We start from the raw sequence: 16,038 nt of genomic DNA on the forward strand, positions 1-16,038 counted from the left end.
CCCCTACAGAGTGTCCGAAATGGACGGACGCAGGCTGCCGCCGCCCTCGGCCACCGACACCACGTCCAGCGCCAGCAGTTCGTCGAACGCGCTGTCCGCCGCCAATTCCCTGACCTGCACCTGGTAGCGCGGCGTGGTCCGGTAGGTGCCCCCCTGCTCGCCGTTCACCTGCACCAGGAACCCTTGTTCGGCGAGGAAACGCAGCGCCCGCGACACCATGCCGCGGGTGGTGTCGGAGGACAGCCGCCCGTCCTTTGTCGCCGCGGCGGCGGGCCGGCGCGCGTAGGCCCGCCACGCCTGCTCCAACTCCGGGGTGTCGGAGAGCGGATCGCTGTTCTCCTCGGCGCGCGCGGCGCGCTCGTCGAGGATCCGGCACGCCTCGCGCACCACGCCGTCCACCTGCTCCACGCTCACCCTGCCGATGTAGGTGTCGTTGGCCAGGTCGTCCGGGCGCGGGTAGCCGAGCGCGGCGACGGCGAGGTGCACCAGGCCGTGCAGCACCTTCTCGGTCTCCCGCCGCTCGCGGATCTTGCTCTGCCGGGCGTAGCTGTCCATCTTGATCTCGAAGACGGACTCGTCGGTGGCGGCCAGCACCGCCCCGGCCTGCCTGCTGACGTCGAGCACCATCAGCCCGAGCCCGGCCGCCACCGAGTGCGTGAGCTGCTTGAACGCGCTGTCCTCGCCGTAGCGCCGCACCAGTTCCCCGTACACGACGTCACGTGAGGGCAACTGTTTCGGCCGCATGCCGAACGAGATCAGCCGCGCCGCGGACTCCACGTCGACGTTCTTCACGCCTTCTCCCCCTCGCTCGCCGGTCTGCCGTTCTCCCCTGCTTCCGCGTCCGCTCCCCCGCCCCGGTCGAGCAGCGCCGAGGTCAGCAGCAGGTCCGCGCCGCCGAACTGCTCGTCCCGCAGCACGGTGCCGTCGTCCACGGCCAGCAGCGCCCGCTCGTCGCCCTGCCGCACCGCGGCGCCGATCTCGGGGCTGTAGGAGTACAGCGCCCGCAGGGCCACCAGGTGCGGCAGTCCCGGGTCGAGCTCGCGGGCCTCGGCGAGCAGACCGGAGAGCCTGCGCGGTACCTCCGGCAGGTCGAGCAGTTCGTCGGCGCGACGCCACTGCTCGTCGCTGTAGTGGTCGATGGCCTCGGCGGGCAGCAGTTCCGGCTTCGGCACCTCGCCCACCAGGGTGTCCCGCTCGGGTGCCGGGCGCAGCAGCAGCGAGACCAGTGCGGGCAGCGCGGGCACGGTGGGCACGGCGATCCCGGCGGATCCGTGGAAGAAGCGCTCAACGGGTGCCACGGCGTCGGCGAGCGGCAGCTCCAGCGCGGGTACCAGGAGCTGGCCGAACAGGTCGACGGTGGCGCGCTGGGGCGGGCCGGAGAACTGCTGCCGGTCCTGCTCGGCACGGAAGATCGCGCCCGCGGCCTGTACCCGCGCCTGGAGCTGGGTGTGCCTGCTGATGCAGTCGCCGACGATGTCGACCAGTTCGGCCGCCCGGCGTTTGCGGTCCACGTCCTCGGCGTCGTCCCGGGAGGCGGTGATGTTCTTCAGGATCGCGTTCTCCGCGCGGAACCGCGCCTCGATGTGGGTCAGCGCCGAGTCCAGCAGCTCCGGCATCTCGACGTCCCAGTCCACGGCGCGCACGTCCCGCCGGGTCGCGTCGAGTTTGGCGCGCAGCGTCTCGCCGTACTGGACGGTGCGGTAGCGGGCCTGCTCGGCAGCCAGCTTCGCGTCCGCCAGCCGTCCCCTGCTGATCAGGTTCTCCAGCTTCACCTCGGCCGCGATCTGCGCCGACTCGACATCGGTGTCCAGGGCGCCGACCAGCACGTTGATCGCCTCGTCGCTGGCCCGCAGGTAGACCTCCCCGTCCGGGGCGGCGAGTTCGACGAGTAGCTTGAAGTCGAAGGCCCGGCGCTGGTACGCGCCGTGCGCGTCGACGCTGCCGTAGACCCGCCGGAACCCGCGGTCCGCGGTGCCGACGTTGATCAGGTTGTCCAGTACCCAGCGGGCGACGTGGGTGTGTTCCTCCCGGCCGCGCCCCGGCGCCTGCGCGGCGACGAAGGGCTGGAGCCTGCGGACGACCTGCTGGTGGTCGGCGCCGGTGTCGAAGTCCATCGCGATGGTGACCTGGTCGATGGTGTGCAGCCCGATCTCGGCCATCTGGTAGACCGACGCGTCCGCCCATTCGAGCATGCCCTTGCGCGCGTCGAGGTCGTGCAGCGGCGCGGTGCAGGCGAGCGCCTTCAGCCTGCGGGCCAGCCCCTCGTCCGCGGCGAGGGGTCCCGCCCCGCCGATCAGCTCGTCATCACGCACAGCGGGCCAGGTTAGTCGGCGTGCACGGGCGCCGCGCCACGCGGCTGGGTAGCGTGACCCTCATGCGGGAGACGACATGCGCGCGATGACTCGGGACGAGTGGTGGGACTTCGCCGCCACGGGCAGCCGGACGGGCATGCTGGGCGTCACCCGGAAGGACGGCTCGCCGCACGTCACGCCGGTGTGGTTCGTACTCGCCGAAGGTGAGCACGGCGACGAGTTGATCTTCAACACGGGCTCCGAGTCGGTGAAGGGCCGGGCGCTGGACCGCGATCCCCGGCTCTCGCTCTGCGTCGACGAGGCCGCGCCGCCGTTCTCCTTCGTGCAGTTCACCGCGCGGGCGAGGCTGGTGACCGATCTCGGCGAGATGCGGCACTGGGCGACGGTCATCGGTGGCCGCTACATGGGCCCGGACCGGGCGGAGGCTTTCGGCGAACGCAACGCGGTCCCCGGCGAGTACCTGGTCCGCGCGACGATCTCGAAGGTCCTCGCGCACGCCGCCGTGGCGGACTGAGCGCGGAACCCACCCCGCCGTCGCCGCCGTGTACGACGACGACGGTGCGCGGGCTCCGTCGTCGTCTCAGCCGAGGATGTGCACCCCGCCGTCGACCATGATCATCGATCCGGTGGTGGCGGGCAGCCAGTCGGATAGCGCCACGCAGACGGATTTCGCGACGGCCGTCGGGTCCTCGGTGTTCCAGCCGAGGGGCGCACGCTCACCCCAGGAGTCCTCCAGGTCCGAGAAGCCGGGAATGGACTTTGCCGCCATGGTCCGCACCGGACCCGCGGAGACCAGGTTGACCCGGATGCCGCGCGGGCCGAGTTCACGGGCGAGGTAGCGGTTCACCGACTCCAGCGCCGCCTTGGCCACGCCCATCCAGTTGTACGCGGGCCAGGTGACGCGGGCGTCGAAGTCCATGCCGACGACCGAGGAACCGTTGCCCAGCAAGGGAAGCAACGCACCGGTGAGCGACTTGAACGAGTAGGCCGAGACCTCGACCGCGTTCGAGACGTCCTCGCGGGGAGCGTCCATGAACGGCGCGCCGAGACAGCTCGGCGGGGCGAACCCGATCGAGTGCAGCACGCCGTCGAGACCGTCGACGTGCTCGCGCACCCGGTCGGCGAGGGAGTCCAGGTGCTCGTTGTTCTGCACGTCGAGCTCCACCAGCGGGGCGGGCTCGGGCAGCCGCTTGGCGATGCGCTCGACCAGCGACATCCGGCCGAAGCCGGTGAGCACGACGGTGGCTCCCTGCTCCTGCGCGACCTTCGCGGTGTGGAAGGCGATCGAGGCGTCGGTGATGACGCCGGTGATGAGCAGTCGTTTGCCTTCGAGCAGTCCGGGCACCTGGGCTCCTTCGGATTCGTGCGGATCGTGGCGGTGGGGACGGGAACGGGGGGTCAGTGACCCATCCCGGCGCCGCCGTCGACGGGCAGGACGGCACCGTTGACGTAGCCGGCCTCGTCGGAGGCGAGATAGCGGACGGCCGCGGCGATCTCGGCCGGTTCGGCGAACCGTGCCGAGGGGATCTGGGCGAGCAGTTCCGTGCGCCGCGCCTCGCCGAGCGCGTCGGTCATGTCGGTGCTGACGAACCCGGGCGCGACCACGTTGGCGGTGATGTTGCGGGAACCGAGTTCGCGGGCCAGGGAGCGGGAGAGCCCGATCAGCCCGGCCTTGCTGGCGGCGTAGTTGATCTGGCCGGGGGAACCCAGCATGCCGACCACCGAGGAGATGAAAACGAAACGGCCCCACTTGGCGCGCAGCATGTTCCGCGAGGCGCGCTTGGCGACCCGGTAGGCACCGGTGAGGTTGGCGTCGACGACCCGGGTGAACTGGTCCTCGCTCATCCGCATCAGCAGCGTGTCGTCGGTGATCCCGGCGTTGGCCACGAGGACCTCCACCGGGCCCTGGTGCTCCTCTACGGCGGTGAAGGCGGCGTCGATCTGCTCGGCGTCGGTGACGTCGGCCTGTGCGCCGAACAGGCCCTCCGGCGCACCCGAACCGCGGTGGGTGATCGCGACCCGGTGCCCCTGCGCGGCGAGATCCCGCGCGATCGCCAGCCCGATTCCCCGGTTGCCGCCGGTGACCAGTACGGATCGTCCCACCTGTGCACTCCTCGCCTCGACCGCTGACCGTGCCCGGCGGTGCCGGACACTGTGACCGGCGTGAGGTTATCGGCTCGCGGGGCCGGGTGCGCACCCCCCGCCGGGCTACCAGCGGGTAGCGGCCGCCGCGTGCCGCCCACGTTCCGGTGGACGCCCAGCCCCGGGCCCGCCGGGCCGGAGATCCGGTGAATCTCGCCACTGCTCGCCGTTTCCGGGCCGCCCGCGCCGGTCCGGGTGCCCGGCGTGGGTTCGTACCGGGCGGCGGGTGAGAATGCGCTGGTGTTCCGGATCGTCTTCTACCGCCCCGAGATCCCGCCCAACACTGGCAACGCGATTCGGCTGGCCGCCAACACCGGCAGCGAGCTGCATCTGGTGGCACCGCTGGGTTTCTCGCTGGCGGAGCGGCATCTGCGCCGGGCGGGCCTGGATTACCACGATCTCGCCGAGGTCCGGGTGCACGAGGACCTGGACGCCGCCTGGGCGGCCCTGCTCCCGGCGCGCGTGTACGCCTTCACCACCGGGGCGCGGCGCGGGCACCACGAGATCCGCTACCGGCGTGGCGACGTGCTGCTGTTCGGACCCGAGTCCGGTGGGCTGCCCGAGGAGGTACGGGAGCACGAGGCGGTGACCGAGCGGGTGCGCATCCCGATGCTGGCGGCCTCGCGCTCGCTGAACCTGGCCAACGCGGCCGCCATCGGCGTCTACGAGGCCTGGCGGCAGAACGGGTTCGCCGGGCCGTGACGACCCGTTCCCGCTCAGGCCAGTCGCTCAGGGCAGCCGCTGGCCGATGAACAGTGAACTGCCGGCGGAGGCGATGAGCACGATGGTCCCCAGCATCACCCACGGCCTGCTGGAGTCGGCGTCCTTGGTCTCGTAGCCGATCTGCTCGCCGAGGCTGTCGTAGACCTGCTTGAGTTCCTCGGCGGTCGCGGCCTTGTAGAAGTCGCCGCCGGAGAGCCTGGCGATCTCCTGCATCGACTCGTCGTCGACGTCGACCGGTACTTCCTTGCCCTCGATGTCCACCGTGCCGTTCGGGGTCCCGAACGAGATCGAGGACACCGGGATCTCCTGCTGTTTGGCCGCCTGTGCCGCGGTGTAGGCGCCGCGCGGGTCGTACGGATCGTCGGTCGGCACGGTCTGCTTGCCGTCGGTCATCAGCACCACCCGGGCGGGCGGCGGTCCCTCGGCCCCGCCGACGACGGCCGAGAAGCCCTCGATCGACTGCAGGGCGGCGAAGATGCCCTCCCCGGTGGCCGTGGACTGGGCGAGCTTGAGGTTGTCGATCGACTTCACCACGCCGCCGCGTTCGGTGGTGGGCGCGACGAGCACCGTCGCCGTGCCGGCGAAGGAGATCAGGCCGAGGTTGACTCCGGGCGTCAGTCCTTCGGCGAACGAGCGGGCCGCGTCCTGGGCGGCCTCGAGGCGGGTGGGCGCGACGTCGGTGGACTCCATCGACAGCGACACGTCGATCACCAGCATCACGGTGGCCCGGTTGCGCGGGACCTTCTGCTCGGCGGTCGGTCCGGCCAGTGAGAAGGTGAGCAGGATGAGGGCGACGATCAGCAGCGCGGCGGGCACGTGCCGGGGCCAGCCCTGTCGTTTCGGTGCCACCTTCTCCAGCAGCGCGAGGTTGGAGAAGCGGAGCGTGCGTTTGCGGCGCAGCCGCTGCACCACGACGTATCCGGCGGCCACACCCGCCACGACGATCAGCAGCAGGAACCACCACGGCGAGGCGAATCCGGTGAGGCTCATCGGCCACCTCCGGACCAGCGGCGCTTGCGGGAGACGATGAAGCGGACCATGTCGGCGATCCAGTCGGAGTCGGTGCGCAGCACCAGGTGTGCCGCCCCGGCGCGGCGCAGGGCGAGGGCGACCTGTTCGCGGTGCGCCTGTGCGGCGGCGGCGAACTCCTTGCGCAGCAAGGGAGAGGCCCGGACCTCACGCTGCCGTCCGGTTTCCGGGTCGGCGAGTACGACCGTGCCCACGTCGGGCAGGTTGACGTCGCGGGGGTCGACGACCTCGACGGCGACGAGGTCGTGCCTGCCGGACAGCGCCCGCATGGGGCGCTGCCAGTCGGGCTCGCCGAGGAAGTCGGAGACGATCACCGCCAGGCCGCGGCGGCGCGGGGGCCTGCGGAGTTGCTCGACCACGGTGGCCAGGTCACCGCGGGTGCCCTCCTCGGCCCGGGGCGTCTCGGCGACCCGGCGCACCAGCGCCCGTGCATGCGGGAGCCCGCCGCGCGGTGGCAGCCGGGTGACGCCGGTGCCGTTCGAGATGAGCGCGCCGATCCGGTTCCCGCCGCCGCCGGTGAGGTGCGCGATCGCGGCGGTGGCGCAGACGACCAGGTCGCGCTTCTCGCAGAACGCCGTGCCGAAGTCCAGGCTCGCCGAGAGGTCGGCGACCACCCAGGTCTCCAGTTCCCGATCGGCCACGGTCTCGCGGATGTGCGGTTCGGTGGTGCGGGCGGTGACCGCCCAGTCCATCCGGCGCACGTCGTCGCCGGGCTGGTACGGCCGCGCCTCGCCGGGCTCGGAGCCCGGCCCCGGCACCAGGCCGAGGTGGTTTCCCTGCAGCAGGCCGTCCAGGCGCCTGCGCACCTCGAGTTCGAGGGTCCGTAGCCCGGCCTCGAGCCGTTCGCCGCGCAGTACCGGCGGCGCCCAGCCCGGCCGCTCGCCGTCCGTCTCCGTCAACGCACCCATGAGCGGCCGCTACCTGTTCGGCGCACCCGCGGGCATCGGCTGGCCGCCGCCCTGCGGCCGCGCGGAGACCTGTGGCAGGGGCACCGTCTGCAGCACACGGGTGATGATGTGGTCGAGCGGGACGGCGTCGGCGAGCGCGTCGTAGGAGAGCACCAGGCGGTGGCGGAGCACGTCCGGCACGACGTCGACGACGTCCTGCGGAAGCACGTAGTCGCGGCCGCGGACCAGTGCCAGGGCCCGCGAGGCGGCGATGATGCCGAGGCTGGCGCGGGGCGAGGCGCCGTAGGACACCCAGTTCGCGACGTCGGTGAGGCCGTGCTCGGCGGGGGTACGCGTGGTGAGCACGAGGCGGACGACGTAGTCGACGAGCGCGTGGTGCACGAACACCTGGGAGGCGACGCCCTGGAGCCGGACGAGTTCGGCGGGGCTGAGCACCTCCTGCGGCTCCGGCGGGGTCACGCCCATCCGGTAGACGATCTCGCGCTCCTCCTCGGCCGTCGGGTACTCGACGACGATCTTGAACAGGAAGCGGTCGCGCTGTGCCTCGGGAAGCGGGTAGACGCCCTCGTTCTCGATCGGGTTCTGCGTGGCGAGGACGAGGAACGGGTCCGGCATCGAGAAGGTCTTGCCGCCGATGGAGACGTGTCGCTCGGCCATCACCTCGAGCATCGCGGACTGCACCTTGGCGGGCGCGCGGTTGATCTCGTCGGCGAGCACGAAGTTCGCCACCACGGGCCCGAGTTCGACGTCGAACTGCTCGGCGGCCTGGCGGTAGATCCGGGTGCCGAGGATGTCGGCGGGCACCAGGTCGGGGGTGAACTGCACGCGGGAGAACGATCCGCCGACGACGCGGGCGAAGGTCTCCACCGCGAGCGTCTTCGCCACACCGGGTACGCCTTCGAGCAGCAGGTGGCCCCTGGCGAGGAGTCCGACCAGCATCCGCTCCACGAGCCGGTCCTGGCCGACGATGATCCGCTTGACCTCGAAGACCGTGCGCTCGAGCAATTGCGCGTCCCGTGCGGGAGTCCCGGGCTGCCCTCCGGTAGCCCCCTCGGCGTAGCCGGGCTCGCTCACTGGTACCTCCTCGCTGATGATCACGTGCCGGGTGCGACGACCGTACTCGGCGTCGCACGCGGGTCACCGCGCGGCCAAGCCTGGGCACAGGAAACCGGAAGCCCGGTGTGACGGCGGTGAAGACCCCGGTCAGTCCGCTTCCCGGACACCCCTCGCCCTGGCGAGATCCTCGGGTGTGTCCACGTCGGCCGCCTCGCCGGGCAGCGCCGGGATCCCGGCGATCGTCAGTCCGGCGAAGGTGGCCCGCAGCGACCTTCCCGCCGGGTCGCCCGGCAGCGCCGCGCGCAGGCTTCCGGCTCGCCACACACCGATGAGCCACTGCTCCCTCCCCCCGGCGTCGACGAGTACCGCGCCGTCGGGCCGGGCCGGGTCCGTTCCGGCCGGGTTCCCGAGCGCGCGGGCCAGCCGGGCCACGGTGGACGGGGTCACGCCCGCGAGGTCGGCCGCCAGCACGACCACCCGGTCGCCCGAGCCCGTGGGAAGGGCGGCGAGACCGGCCGCGAGCGCCGCCAGCGGCCCGCCACCGGCCGGATGCTCACGGGCCCACAGCACGTCCGGGAAGCCGCTGCGACGCGGGCCGACGACGACCACCGGCCCGGCCCCTGCGGCCTCCACCGCCCGCCGCAGCAGTGATCGCCCGCCGATCTCCAGGGCGGGTTTGTCCACGCCGCCGAGGCGGCCCGCTCCCCCGCCCGCCAGGATCACCGCCGCCGGGGGCGGGCCCGGCGGTCCATCGCCGGTGACGCCGTCGTGCACGACCACCACCACCCGCACTCTCGTCCGCTCCGGATCGGAACAGCCTGTCACGGACCGCCCCGCGCACCACCGGCTCGGGCCGGTGACGTCACGTTCTTTTCCGCTCGGAAACTAATTCGCTTCCACAATTCGGGACGCTTCGACCATTCCTTGACTTCACCCGAATAGGCAAGCAGCATTCGTGCAAGACGGCCGGAAGGCGCCGAATCCGAACCAATTTACGTACCCACGATCCGCTGGGAGAAGTGCGCGTGACTGTTTCTTCTGCGGGCGTTCTGCTGCGCCCGGAAAATGCGGCCGAGGACTCGCGGACACGGGCGCGAAAACGCGCCCGGCTGCCCGATCTCCGCCGGTGGATAAGCCCGCTCGCGCTCATTCTCCTCTGGCAGCTCGCGAGTTCCTCGGGCGTTCTGCCACCGGAGAAACTGAGCTCTCCGCTGACCGTCCTGCAGTCCGGCATCGACACCGCGCGGAGCGGGGAACTCGGTGACGCTTTCGCCGTGTCGGTCGGCCGGGTGGCGATCGGATTCCTCCTCGGCGCAGCGGTGGCGATGCTGCTCGGGATCGCCGCGGGTTTGTCCCGCTGGGGCGATGTGCTGATCGATCCGCCGGTGCAGATGCTGCGCACCCTGCCGTTCCTGGGACTGATTCCACTGTTCATTCTCTGGTTCGGAATCGGCGAGGCGCCGAAGATCGTGCTGGTCGCCCTGGGCGTCGCCTTCCCGCTCTACCTGAACGTGCATTCCGGCATCCGCAACGTCGACGACCAGATCATCGAGGCGACCACGGCGCTGGGCTTCACCCGGACCGAACGACTGTGGCACGTGGTGCTTCCCGCCGCGGTCCCGCAGCCCCTGGTCGGGTTGCGCCAATCCCTCGGCATCGCCTGGCTGGCACTGATCGTCGGCGAGACCGTGAACGCCGACGCCGGGCTGGGCTACCTGATCAACAACGCCAGGGAGTTCCTGCGCACCGACGTGATCGTGGTCGGCCTGATCGTGTACGCGATTCTCGGCCTGGCCACCGACGCGCTGGTACGGCTGATCGAACGGAGGGCGCTGCGATGGCGAGCGTGAGCCCGGTGGTCGAGGTCCGCGGACTGGCCAGGAACTTCGGCGACCGCGTGGTGCTCGCCGATCTCGACCTGGACATCGCGGCGGGTGAGTTCGTCGCGCTGCTCGGGCGCAGTGGGTCCGGAAAGTCCACGCTGCTAAGGGTTCTGGCCGGGCTGGACGCCGAGGTGCAGGGTTCGGTGACGGTCCGGGGCACTGTGTCGGTGGCGTTCCAGCAGCCTCGGTTGCTGCCATGGCGGCGGGTGTGGCGCAACGTCGTGCTCGGGCTGCGCGAGGGGGGCGCCGACCGCGAGCTGGCCGGGAACGCGCTCGCCGAGGTGCGGCTCACCGGTCACGCGGATGCCTGGCCCCGCACGCTGTCCGGTGGCGAGGCGCAGCGCGTGTCGCTGGCCAGGGCGCTGGTCCGCAAACCCGATCTGCTGCTGCTGGACGAGCCGTTCGGGGCGCTGGACGCGCTGACCAGGCTGGCCATGCACCGGCTGGTCGAGGACCTGTGGAACCGGCACCGGCCCGGTGTGCTGCTGGTGACCCACGACGTCGACGAGGCACTGCTGCTCGCCGACCGGGTCCTCGTGCTGGATGACGGGCACATCGTCGCCGAGCACACCCTTGACCACCCACGCCCCCGGCGGCTGGCCGAACACGTCGACGTCCGCACGAAGGTGCTGACAGAGCTGGGAGTGACCGAACATGCGCACACCTAGGTGGCTCGGTGCGGGCCTCGCCCTGCTGCTGACCTCCGCCCTGGCCGGCTGTGGCGGCGGAACCGGTCCGCGGGAGGCGGCGGTGCCGCCGCCGGTGGACCCGGCACAGCTCGCCGGGGTCACCCTCAAGGTGGGCGACCAGAAGGGTGGATCGCAGACCCTGCTCAAGGCCGCGGGCCTGCTCGACGACGTGCCCTACACGATCGAATGGGCGACGTTCACCTCCGGACCGCCGTTGCTGGAAGCCGCCTCGGCGGGTGCGGTGGACATCGGCGGCGTCGGCAACACCCCGCCGATCTTCGCGGCCGCCGCGAACGCCGACATCGGCGTGGTCAGCGCGGCGCGGGGCGATGTGGCGGGCGACGCGCTCCTGGTGGCCGGGGACTCCCCGCTGCGTGCCGTCTCCGAACTGCGGGGCAAGAGGGTCGGCGTGGCGAGGGGAAGTTCGGCACACGGCCAGCTTCTCTACACCCTGCGCGCGGCCGGACTGTCCACACAGGACGTCGAGTTGTCGTTCCTGCAACCGGCGGACGGGTTCAGCGCGTTCACCCAGGGCAACCTGGATGCCTGGGCGGTCTGGGATCCCTACACCGCCCAGGCGAGGATCGAGGCGGGTGCCCGGGTCCTGGCGGACGGCACCGGTACCGCCAACGGCTACACCTTCCAGGTGGCCGGCCGCTCGGCGCTGGCCGACGCGGGGAAGAACTCGGCGATCCGCGACTACGTCACCCGGCTGTCCAGGGCGCAGCTCTGGTCGGACCGGAACCGGGAGCCGTGGGCACAGAGCTGGGCGGCCGAGACCGGACTCGATCCGGAGGTCGCGCTCGCCGCCGTGCGCAACGGCCCCGACCTGCCGATAGCACTCGACGACGCCGTGGTCCGCTCCGAACAGGACCTCGCCGACACCTTCTCCAAGGAGAAGGTCCTTCCCGGAAAGGTCGACTTCGGACAGTTCGTCGACCGCCGTTACACCGCCGACCTCGACACAGCGAGGGGACGACAATGACCGTCGCACTGCACTGGTTCCTGCCCACCTCCGGCGACGGCAGGACCATCGTGGAACGCTTTCACGCCAACCGTTCGCGCGGGCCGAGTGCCCAGCGGGACCCGGACATCGACTACCTGGCGCAGATCGCGCGGGCGGCCGAGCAGCTCGGGTTCGAGGGTGTGCTGACGCCGACCGGCACCTGGTGCGAGGACGCCTGGCTGTCCACCGCCGCTCTGATCCGCGAGACGAAGCGGCTGAAGTTCCTGGTCGCGTTCCGGCCCGGCGTGATCTCGCCGACGCTGGCCGCGCAGATGGCCTCGACGTACCAGCGGCTCTCCGGCGGCAGGCTGATGCTCAACATCGTCACCGGCGGGGACGCCGTCGAGCAGCGCCGGTTCGGTGACTGGCACGACCACGACCAGCGTTACGCCCGCACCGACGAGTTCCTGTCCATCGTGCGCGGGGTGTGGAGCGGGACACCGTTCGACTTCGAGGGTGAGCACCTGCGGGTCGAGGGCGCGACCGTGCTGGCTCCCCCGGACCCGGTCCCGCCGGTCTACTTCGGCGGCTCCTCGCCGGCCGCGCTGCCGGTCGCCGCCCGGCACAGCGACGTCTACCTGACCTGGGGCGAGCCCCCGGCGCAGGTCGCCGAGAAGATCGGCCGGGTTCGCGAGCTCGCCGAGCGGCAGGGGCGCACGGTGCGCTTCGGCGTCCGGCTGCACACCATCTCCCGCGACTCCTCGGCGGAGGCGTGGCGGGAGGCCCAGCGCCTGCTGGACGCCCTTGACCCCGAGCAGGTACGGCGGGCACAGGCCCAGCTCGCCGCGAGCGAGTCGATCGGCCAGCAGCGCATGGTCGCCCTGCACGGCGGCGACCTGGCGAAGGGCGTCCGTGGGCTGGAGATCCACCCGAATCTGTGGGCCGGGGTCGGCCTGGTCCGCGGCGGGGCCGGCACCGCACTGGTCGGCGACCACGGGCAGGTGGCCGATCTGATCGAGGAGTACCACTCGGCAGGCGTCGACGAGTTCGTGCTGTCCGGCTACCCGCACCTGGAAGAGGCGTACTGGTTCGGCGAGGGCGTCCGTCCGGAACTCGCCCGGCGGGGGCTGCTCGGCGGCACCCGCGACCCTCGGGTGAGCACCCGCCCGGACCGCTACGTCGCCGCGTTGTGAGCTGGGAGCCGATGCTCGCCAGGTAGCGCGGCGAAAACCAGGTGCCCGCCGTCCGCGTGGTGGTGTGTGATCGGGACATGACGATCGCACTGGACACGCCGGGCACCGACGGGCTGGCCGGGGCCGTGGCCGCGCTGCGGGACTGGCAGTACGACGGGGCAGCGTTTCAACTGCACCCCGGCGACCTGGGCTGGTTCTGGCGCTTCGGCACGGAGGCGACGGCCGCCGCGGTCCGCACCTGGAGCCGGGACGGGCGGATTCTCGCCCTCGGGCTGCTGGACGGACCCGAGCTGCTGCGGCTGACGATCGCGCCGGACGCCGCGCGCGACGAGGAACTGGCGCGGCGGCTGGCCGGGGACATCGCCGAACCGGACCGCGGCGTACTTCCCGCGGGGAAGGTGTACGTCGAGTCGCCGGAAGGCGTCCTGGTCAAGGACTTCCTGTTCGAGCGCGGCTGGAACCTCGACGAGCCGTGGACGCCGCTGCGCCGCGACCTGACCGCGCCGCTGCCGGACCCGGGCGTGCGGGTCGAGGTGGTCGGGCCGGAGCGGGCGGAGGTGCAGGCCGCCGTGCTGCGGGCGGCGTTCGACGGGTCGACGTCCACGGCGGACCGCTGGCACGCGATGGCCGCCGGACTGCCGTACGCCGACGCCCGGTCCCTGCTCGCCTACGACGGCCGGGGCGAGGCGGTGGCGACGGTGACGGTGTGGTCGGCCGGCCCGGGCAAACCCGGGCTACTCGAACCGATGGGCGTGCACCGGGACCACCGGGGGCGCGGCCACGGCAGGGCGGTCACCGTGGCCGCGGCGGCGGCACTCCGGGAGCTGGGCTCGTCGAGCGCGGTGCTGTACACCCCGAGCCGCAACGTCGGCGCGGTCGCCACCTACGAATCGGCAGGCTTCCGGCGGTACCCCGAGACCCGGGACCAGGCCCGCGAAGCCTAGGGCGGTGCCCGGAGATCGGCGTGCTCGCCTGCTCCCGCCGGGCGGACCGGCCTAGCCGGTCAGCCTGGTGGCGTACGGCATGATCCCGCCGTAGCGCACCGGGGAGACCTTCACGACGGAGCCGGAGTGCGGTGCCTCGACCATCTGGCCGTTGCCGAGGTAGAGGGCGACGTGGTGGATCCGCCCGCCGCGACCCCAGAACAGCATGTCGCCCCGGCGCATCTGGGACAGCGGCACCCGCGGGCCGGAGGTGTACTGGTACCCGCTGTAGTGGGCGAGGCCCTTGACCCCGGCGAAGGCGTAGATCATCAGGCCCGAGCAGTCGAACCCGACCTTGCGGTAGTCGCCGTAGCTGTCGGCCACGCCGCCGTCGCGGATGCCGCGCGTCGGACCGCGCTGGTTGCCGCCGCCCCAGGCGTAGACGACGCCGAGCTGCGACATGGCCCTGGCCACGATCGCCTCCACGCTGGCGCCCGCGGGGGCCGAGGGGCCGGGATCGGGCTTCGGCCTGCTGCCGCCGTTGTTCCCGTTGCCACCGTCGTTCCCGTTGTTCCCGCCGGAGTCGTTGGCGGCCGCGGCCTCGGCGGCCTCCCTGGCCAGCCGGTCGTCCTCGGCCTGCTTCGCCGATCGCCAGTCCTCGAACCGCTCGCGCTGGCCTTCAAGGCCGCTGACCCTGGACTGCGCCTCGAACAGCCGCTGCTCGACACCGGACCGGTCGGATTCCAGCACGGCCGTGCGGCTCGCCTGATCCTGCTGCGCCTGCTCGGCCGAGGACCGCGCCGCGTCCGCGTCCGACTTGGCCTGCTCGGCGGCGGCCTGCTTCCGCTGCGCGTTCTGCAGGGCCTGGCGGGCGGCGGCGTCGGCGTTGCCCTTCTCGGTCTGCGCCTTGCGCATCCCGTCGAGCGCGTCCATCTGGCTGCCGCCGACGGCGCCGAGGAGCTGGGCGCGGGCGAGCAGGTTCTCCGGGCTGTCCGAGCCCATGTACGCCGACATGGAGCCGATGGTGCTGCCCTGCTGGTAACTGCCCGCGACGAACTCGTCGACGTCGGCGCGGGCGTCCTCGATGGCGGCCGACGCTCCGTCGGAGGCGACCCGGGCGGCGTCCGCGTCGCGCCGCGCCTGCCCGGCTTCGTCCTGGGCGGTCTGCATGTCGACGAGCGCCTTGTTGGCGTCCTCCAGCTTGACCTGGACGTCGGCCTCCAGGTCGGCCAGCCGGGATTCGGCCTCGGCGAGCTGGTTGGTGAGCTGGCCTACCTCACCCGCACGGGCGTTTGCCTCGCCGCGGCCTGCCTGGAGTTCGGAGTCGCTGGGGTTCGGGGGCGGAGGCGGGACGGCGACCGCCGTTCCCGCGAGCCCGAACAGGACCACGCTGCACAACGAGGCGGTGGCGATCCACCGCCGGACGCCGCCGCCACGGACTCCGCTGCCACCCTGCCTGTTCGGCACGGCTCCACCTCCCGCTCGCCGGCCGTCGCGCGGCCTCGCCTCGCGGTGCCCGTGCGGATCTCGCGACGCAGGTCACACCGCGTGAGGACACCGAAGCGAACTGTGCCACTTGCACCCCAGCTTTACCAGTCGTCACACGTGAAACTCACTCCTCATTCATCACATTTCCCCATTCAGGGGGACCCTCGGCGCTTCCGCGGCGTCCAATGGGCGTGCACATCACCACTCACGCCGCCCCGATCCGGCGATCCAGTCAGCCAGGGAGCTCCCCCATGTACGGCACACCGGTCACCACCAGGCGTCCGACCACGGCGTACGTGCTCGTGGCCATGTGCTGCGCCGGCCTGGTGACCGTGGTCGCCGGCACCTTCCTGCCGTGGTTCCGCTCCGGGGGCGTGCTGCGCAACAGTTACGAGACGATCGCGCTCGCGGATCATTTCGCCCTTTTCGGTGACGCGGCGCTGGCGGTCGTGTTTCGCTCCTGGATCGCCGTACCGCTGGCGACCACGGCGTGCCTGGCCCTGTACGCACTGCGACTTTTCCGGACCGCCGCAACGTTGTCCGCGGTTCTGGCGATAGTCGTGGGAACCGTGGCACTCACCCTCGCCGTCGAAAGCGGCGGGACGGGAGGACCGATCGGCCTGGCTTCGGCCGGGCCGTGGACCTCCACGGCCGGCGCGATCACCGCCCTGATCGGCGCCGTGGGCGCGGCCATCGCCACCCGCGGGCGGAACCGCTCCACCGATACTCCGAGGAACAGGTGACCA

17 protein-coding genes are annotated in these 16,038 nt (G+C 72.0%); 8 read left to right on the forward strand and 9 right to left on the reverse strand.

Annotated features, from left to right (window positions below):
* Nucleotides 1-3: 3 nt before the first annotated feature.
* The gene (locus CFN78_RS15390; protein WP_094863607.1) at nt 4-744 is read right to left on the reverse strand and encodes a hypothetical protein; all 741 of its coding nucleotides are present in this window, start codon (nt 742-744) and stop codon (nt 4-6) included.
* A 44-nt stretch (nt 745-788) separates the two neighbouring features.
* Nucleotides 789-2,312, reverse strand: coding sequence for a hypothetical protein (locus CFN78_RS15395; protein ID WP_094863473.1), 1,524 nt, complete (start codon nt 2,310-2,312; stop codon nt 789-791).
* A gap of 76 nt (nt 2,313-2,388) precedes the next feature.
* Between CFN78_RS15395 and CFN78_RS15400 the strand changes: the two genes are divergently transcribed.
* Nucleotides 2,389-2,826, forward strand: coding sequence for a PPOX class F420-dependent oxidoreductase (locus tag CFN78_RS15400; protein WP_094863474.1), 438 nt, complete (start codon nt 2,389-2,391; stop codon nt 2,824-2,826).
* Nucleotides 2,827-2,892: 66 nt separating this feature from the next.
* Here the strand turns inward: CFN78_RS15400 and fabI are convergent, their stop codons facing one another.
* Together fabI and fabG are read right to left on the reverse strand one after the other, a co-directional pair.
* A complete protein-coding gene (fabI, locus tag CFN78_RS15405) occupies nt 2,893-3,657 on the reverse strand; it encodes an enoyl-ACP reductase FabI (RefSeq protein ID WP_094863475.1) in 765 nt (254 codons plus the stop codon).
* Nucleotides 3,658-3,710: 53 nt separating this feature from the next.
* Nucleotides 3,711-4,415, reverse strand: a complete 705-nt coding sequence (gene fabG, locus CFN78_RS15410; protein ID WP_094863476.1) for a beta-ketoacyl-ACP reductase — start codon at nt 4,413-4,415, stop codon at nt 3,711-3,713.
* A 279-nt stretch (nt 4,416-4,694) separates the two neighbouring features.
* Between fabG and CFN78_RS15415 the strand changes: the two genes are divergently transcribed.
* On the forward strand, nt 4,695-5,156 hold the full coding sequence (locus CFN78_RS15415) for a tRNA (cytidine(34)-2'-O)-methyltransferase (RefSeq protein ID WP_094863608.1): 462 nt from the start codon (nt 4,695-4,697) through the stop codon (nt 5,154-5,156).
* 27 nt (nt 5,157-5,183) lie between these two features.
* Here the strand turns inward: CFN78_RS15415 and CFN78_RS15420 are convergent, their stop codons facing one another.
* The 4 genes from CFN78_RS15420 to mobA all read right to left on the reverse strand — a co-directional run bounded on the left by CFN78_RS15420 (nt 5,184) and on the right by mobA (nt 8,995).
* Nucleotides 5,184-6,167: a VWA domain-containing protein gene (locus CFN78_RS15420; RefSeq protein WP_094863477.1), complete on the reverse strand. Its 984-nt coding sequence runs from the start codon at nt 6,165-6,167 to the stop codon at nt 5,184-5,186.
* Nucleotides 6,164-7,114: a DUF58 domain-containing protein gene (locus tag CFN78_RS15425; protein WP_094863478.1), complete on the reverse strand. Its 951-nt coding sequence runs from the start codon at nt 7,112-7,114 to the stop codon at nt 6,164-6,166. The genes CFN78_RS15420 and CFN78_RS15425 overlap by 4 nt, the downstream gene beginning before the upstream one ends.
* Nucleotides 7,115-7,123: 9 nt before the next feature.
* Nucleotides 7,124-8,188: an AAA family ATPase gene (locus CFN78_RS15430; RefSeq protein ID WP_094863609.1), complete on the reverse strand. Its 1,065-nt coding sequence runs from the start codon at nt 8,186-8,188 to the stop codon at nt 7,124-7,126.
* A 129-nt stretch (nt 8,189-8,317) separates the two neighbouring features.
* Nucleotides 8,318-8,995 (reverse strand): molybdenum cofactor guanylyltransferase, encoded by a 678-nt coding sequence (gene mobA / locus CFN78_RS15435; RefSeq protein ID WP_420807887.1) that lies wholly within the window; start codon nt 8,993-8,995, stop codon nt 8,318-8,320.
* A 200-nt stretch (nt 8,996-9,195) separates the two neighbouring features.
* Between mobA and CFN78_RS15440 the strand changes: the two genes are divergently transcribed.
* The 5 genes from CFN78_RS15440 (at nt 9,196) to CFN78_RS15460 (ending at nt 13,825) form a co-directional block, all read left to right on the forward strand.
* Nucleotides 9,196-10,020: an ABC transporter permease gene (locus tag CFN78_RS15440; protein WP_094863611.1), complete on the forward strand. Its 825-nt coding sequence runs from the start codon at nt 9,196-9,198 to the stop codon at nt 10,018-10,020.
* Nucleotides 10,008-10,721: an ABC transporter ATP-binding protein gene (locus CFN78_RS15445; protein WP_094863479.1), complete on the forward strand. Its 714-nt coding sequence runs from the start codon at nt 10,008-10,010 to the stop codon at nt 10,719-10,721. Before CFN78_RS15440 ends, CFN78_RS15445 begins: the two co-directional genes overlap by 13 nt.
* Nucleotides 10,708-11,727: an ABC transporter substrate-binding protein gene (locus CFN78_RS15450; RefSeq protein WP_094863480.1), complete on the forward strand. Its 1,020-nt coding sequence runs from the start codon at nt 10,708-10,710 to the stop codon at nt 11,725-11,727. The genes CFN78_RS15445 and CFN78_RS15450 overlap by 14 nt, the downstream gene beginning before the upstream one ends.
* The gene (locus tag CFN78_RS15455; RefSeq protein ID WP_094863481.1) at nt 11,724-12,881 is read left to right on the forward strand and encodes an LLM class flavin-dependent oxidoreductase; all 1,158 of its coding nucleotides are present in this window, start codon (nt 11,724-11,726) and stop codon (nt 12,879-12,881) included. Before CFN78_RS15450 ends, CFN78_RS15455 begins: the two co-directional genes overlap by 4 nt.
* 77 nt (nt 12,882-12,958) lie before the next feature.
* Nucleotides 12,959-13,825, forward strand: coding sequence for a GNAT family N-acetyltransferase (locus CFN78_RS15460; protein WP_094863612.1), 867 nt, complete (start codon nt 12,959-12,961; stop codon nt 13,823-13,825).
* A 51-nt stretch (nt 13,826-13,876) separates the two neighbouring features.
* Here CFN78_RS15460 and CFN78_RS15465 read toward each other — a convergent pair whose 3' ends face one another.
* Nucleotides 13,877-15,271 carry an NlpC/P60 family protein gene (locus CFN78_RS15465; RefSeq protein WP_094863482.1) on the reverse strand — a complete coding sequence of 465 codons (1,395 nt, stop codon included), beginning with the start codon at nt 15,269-15,271 and terminating at the stop codon, nt 13,877-13,879.
* 272 nt (nt 15,272-15,543) lie between these two features.
* Here CFN78_RS15465 and CFN78_RS15470 point away from each other — a divergent pair, with 272 nt between their 5' ends.
* Nucleotides 15,544-16,035 carry a hypothetical protein gene (locus CFN78_RS15470; protein ID WP_240519472.1) on the forward strand — a complete coding sequence of 164 codons (492 nt, stop codon included), beginning with the start codon at nt 15,544-15,546 and terminating at the stop codon, nt 16,033-16,035.
* Nucleotides 16,036-16,038 lie beyond the last annotated feature (3 nt).

The organism is Amycolatopsis antarctica (genome assembly GCF_002262875.1).
In the GTDB taxonomy this organism is placed as follows: domain Bacteria; phylum Actinomycetota; class Actinomycetes; order Mycobacteriales; family Pseudonocardiaceae; genus Amycolatopsis; species Amycolatopsis antarctica.

Excerpts from the sequence above, each read along its gene's own strand:
- CFN78_RS15390 (WP_094863607.1), bottom strand. The coding sequence starts at position 744 with ATGCGGCCGAAACAGTTGCCCTCACGTGACGTCGTGTACGGGGAACTG.
- CFN78_RS15400 (WP_094863474.1), top strand. The coding sequence starts at position 2,389 with ATGCGCGCGATGACTCGGGACGAGTGGTGGGACTTCGCCGCCACGGGC.
- CFN78_RS15420 (WP_094863477.1), bottom strand. The coding sequence starts at position 6,167 with ATGAGCCTCACCGGATTCGCCTCGCCGTGGTGGTTCCTGCTGCTGATC.
- CFN78_RS15425 (WP_094863478.1), bottom strand. The coding sequence starts at position 7,114 with ATGGGTGCGTTGACGGAGACGGACGGCGAGCGGCCGGGCTGGGCGCCG.
- CFN78_RS15445 (WP_094863479.1), top strand. The coding sequence starts at position 10,008 with ATGGCGAGCGTGAGCCCGGTGGTCGAGGTCCGCGGACTGGCCAGGAAC.
- CFN78_RS15450 (WP_094863480.1), top strand. The coding sequence starts at position 10,708 with ATGCGCACACCTAGGTGGCTCGGTGCGGGCCTCGCCCTGCTGCTGACC.
- CFN78_RS15455 (WP_094863481.1), top strand. The coding sequence starts at position 11,724 with ATGACCGTCGCACTGCACTGGTTCCTGCCCACCTCCGGCGACGGCAGG.
- CFN78_RS15460 (WP_094863612.1), top strand. The coding sequence starts at position 12,959 with ATGACGATCGCACTGGACACGCCGGGCACCGACGGGCTGGCCGGGGCC.
- CFN78_RS15470 (WP_240519472.1), top strand. The coding sequence starts at position 15,544 with ATGTACGGCACACCGGTCACCACCAGGCGTCCGACCACGGCGTACGTG.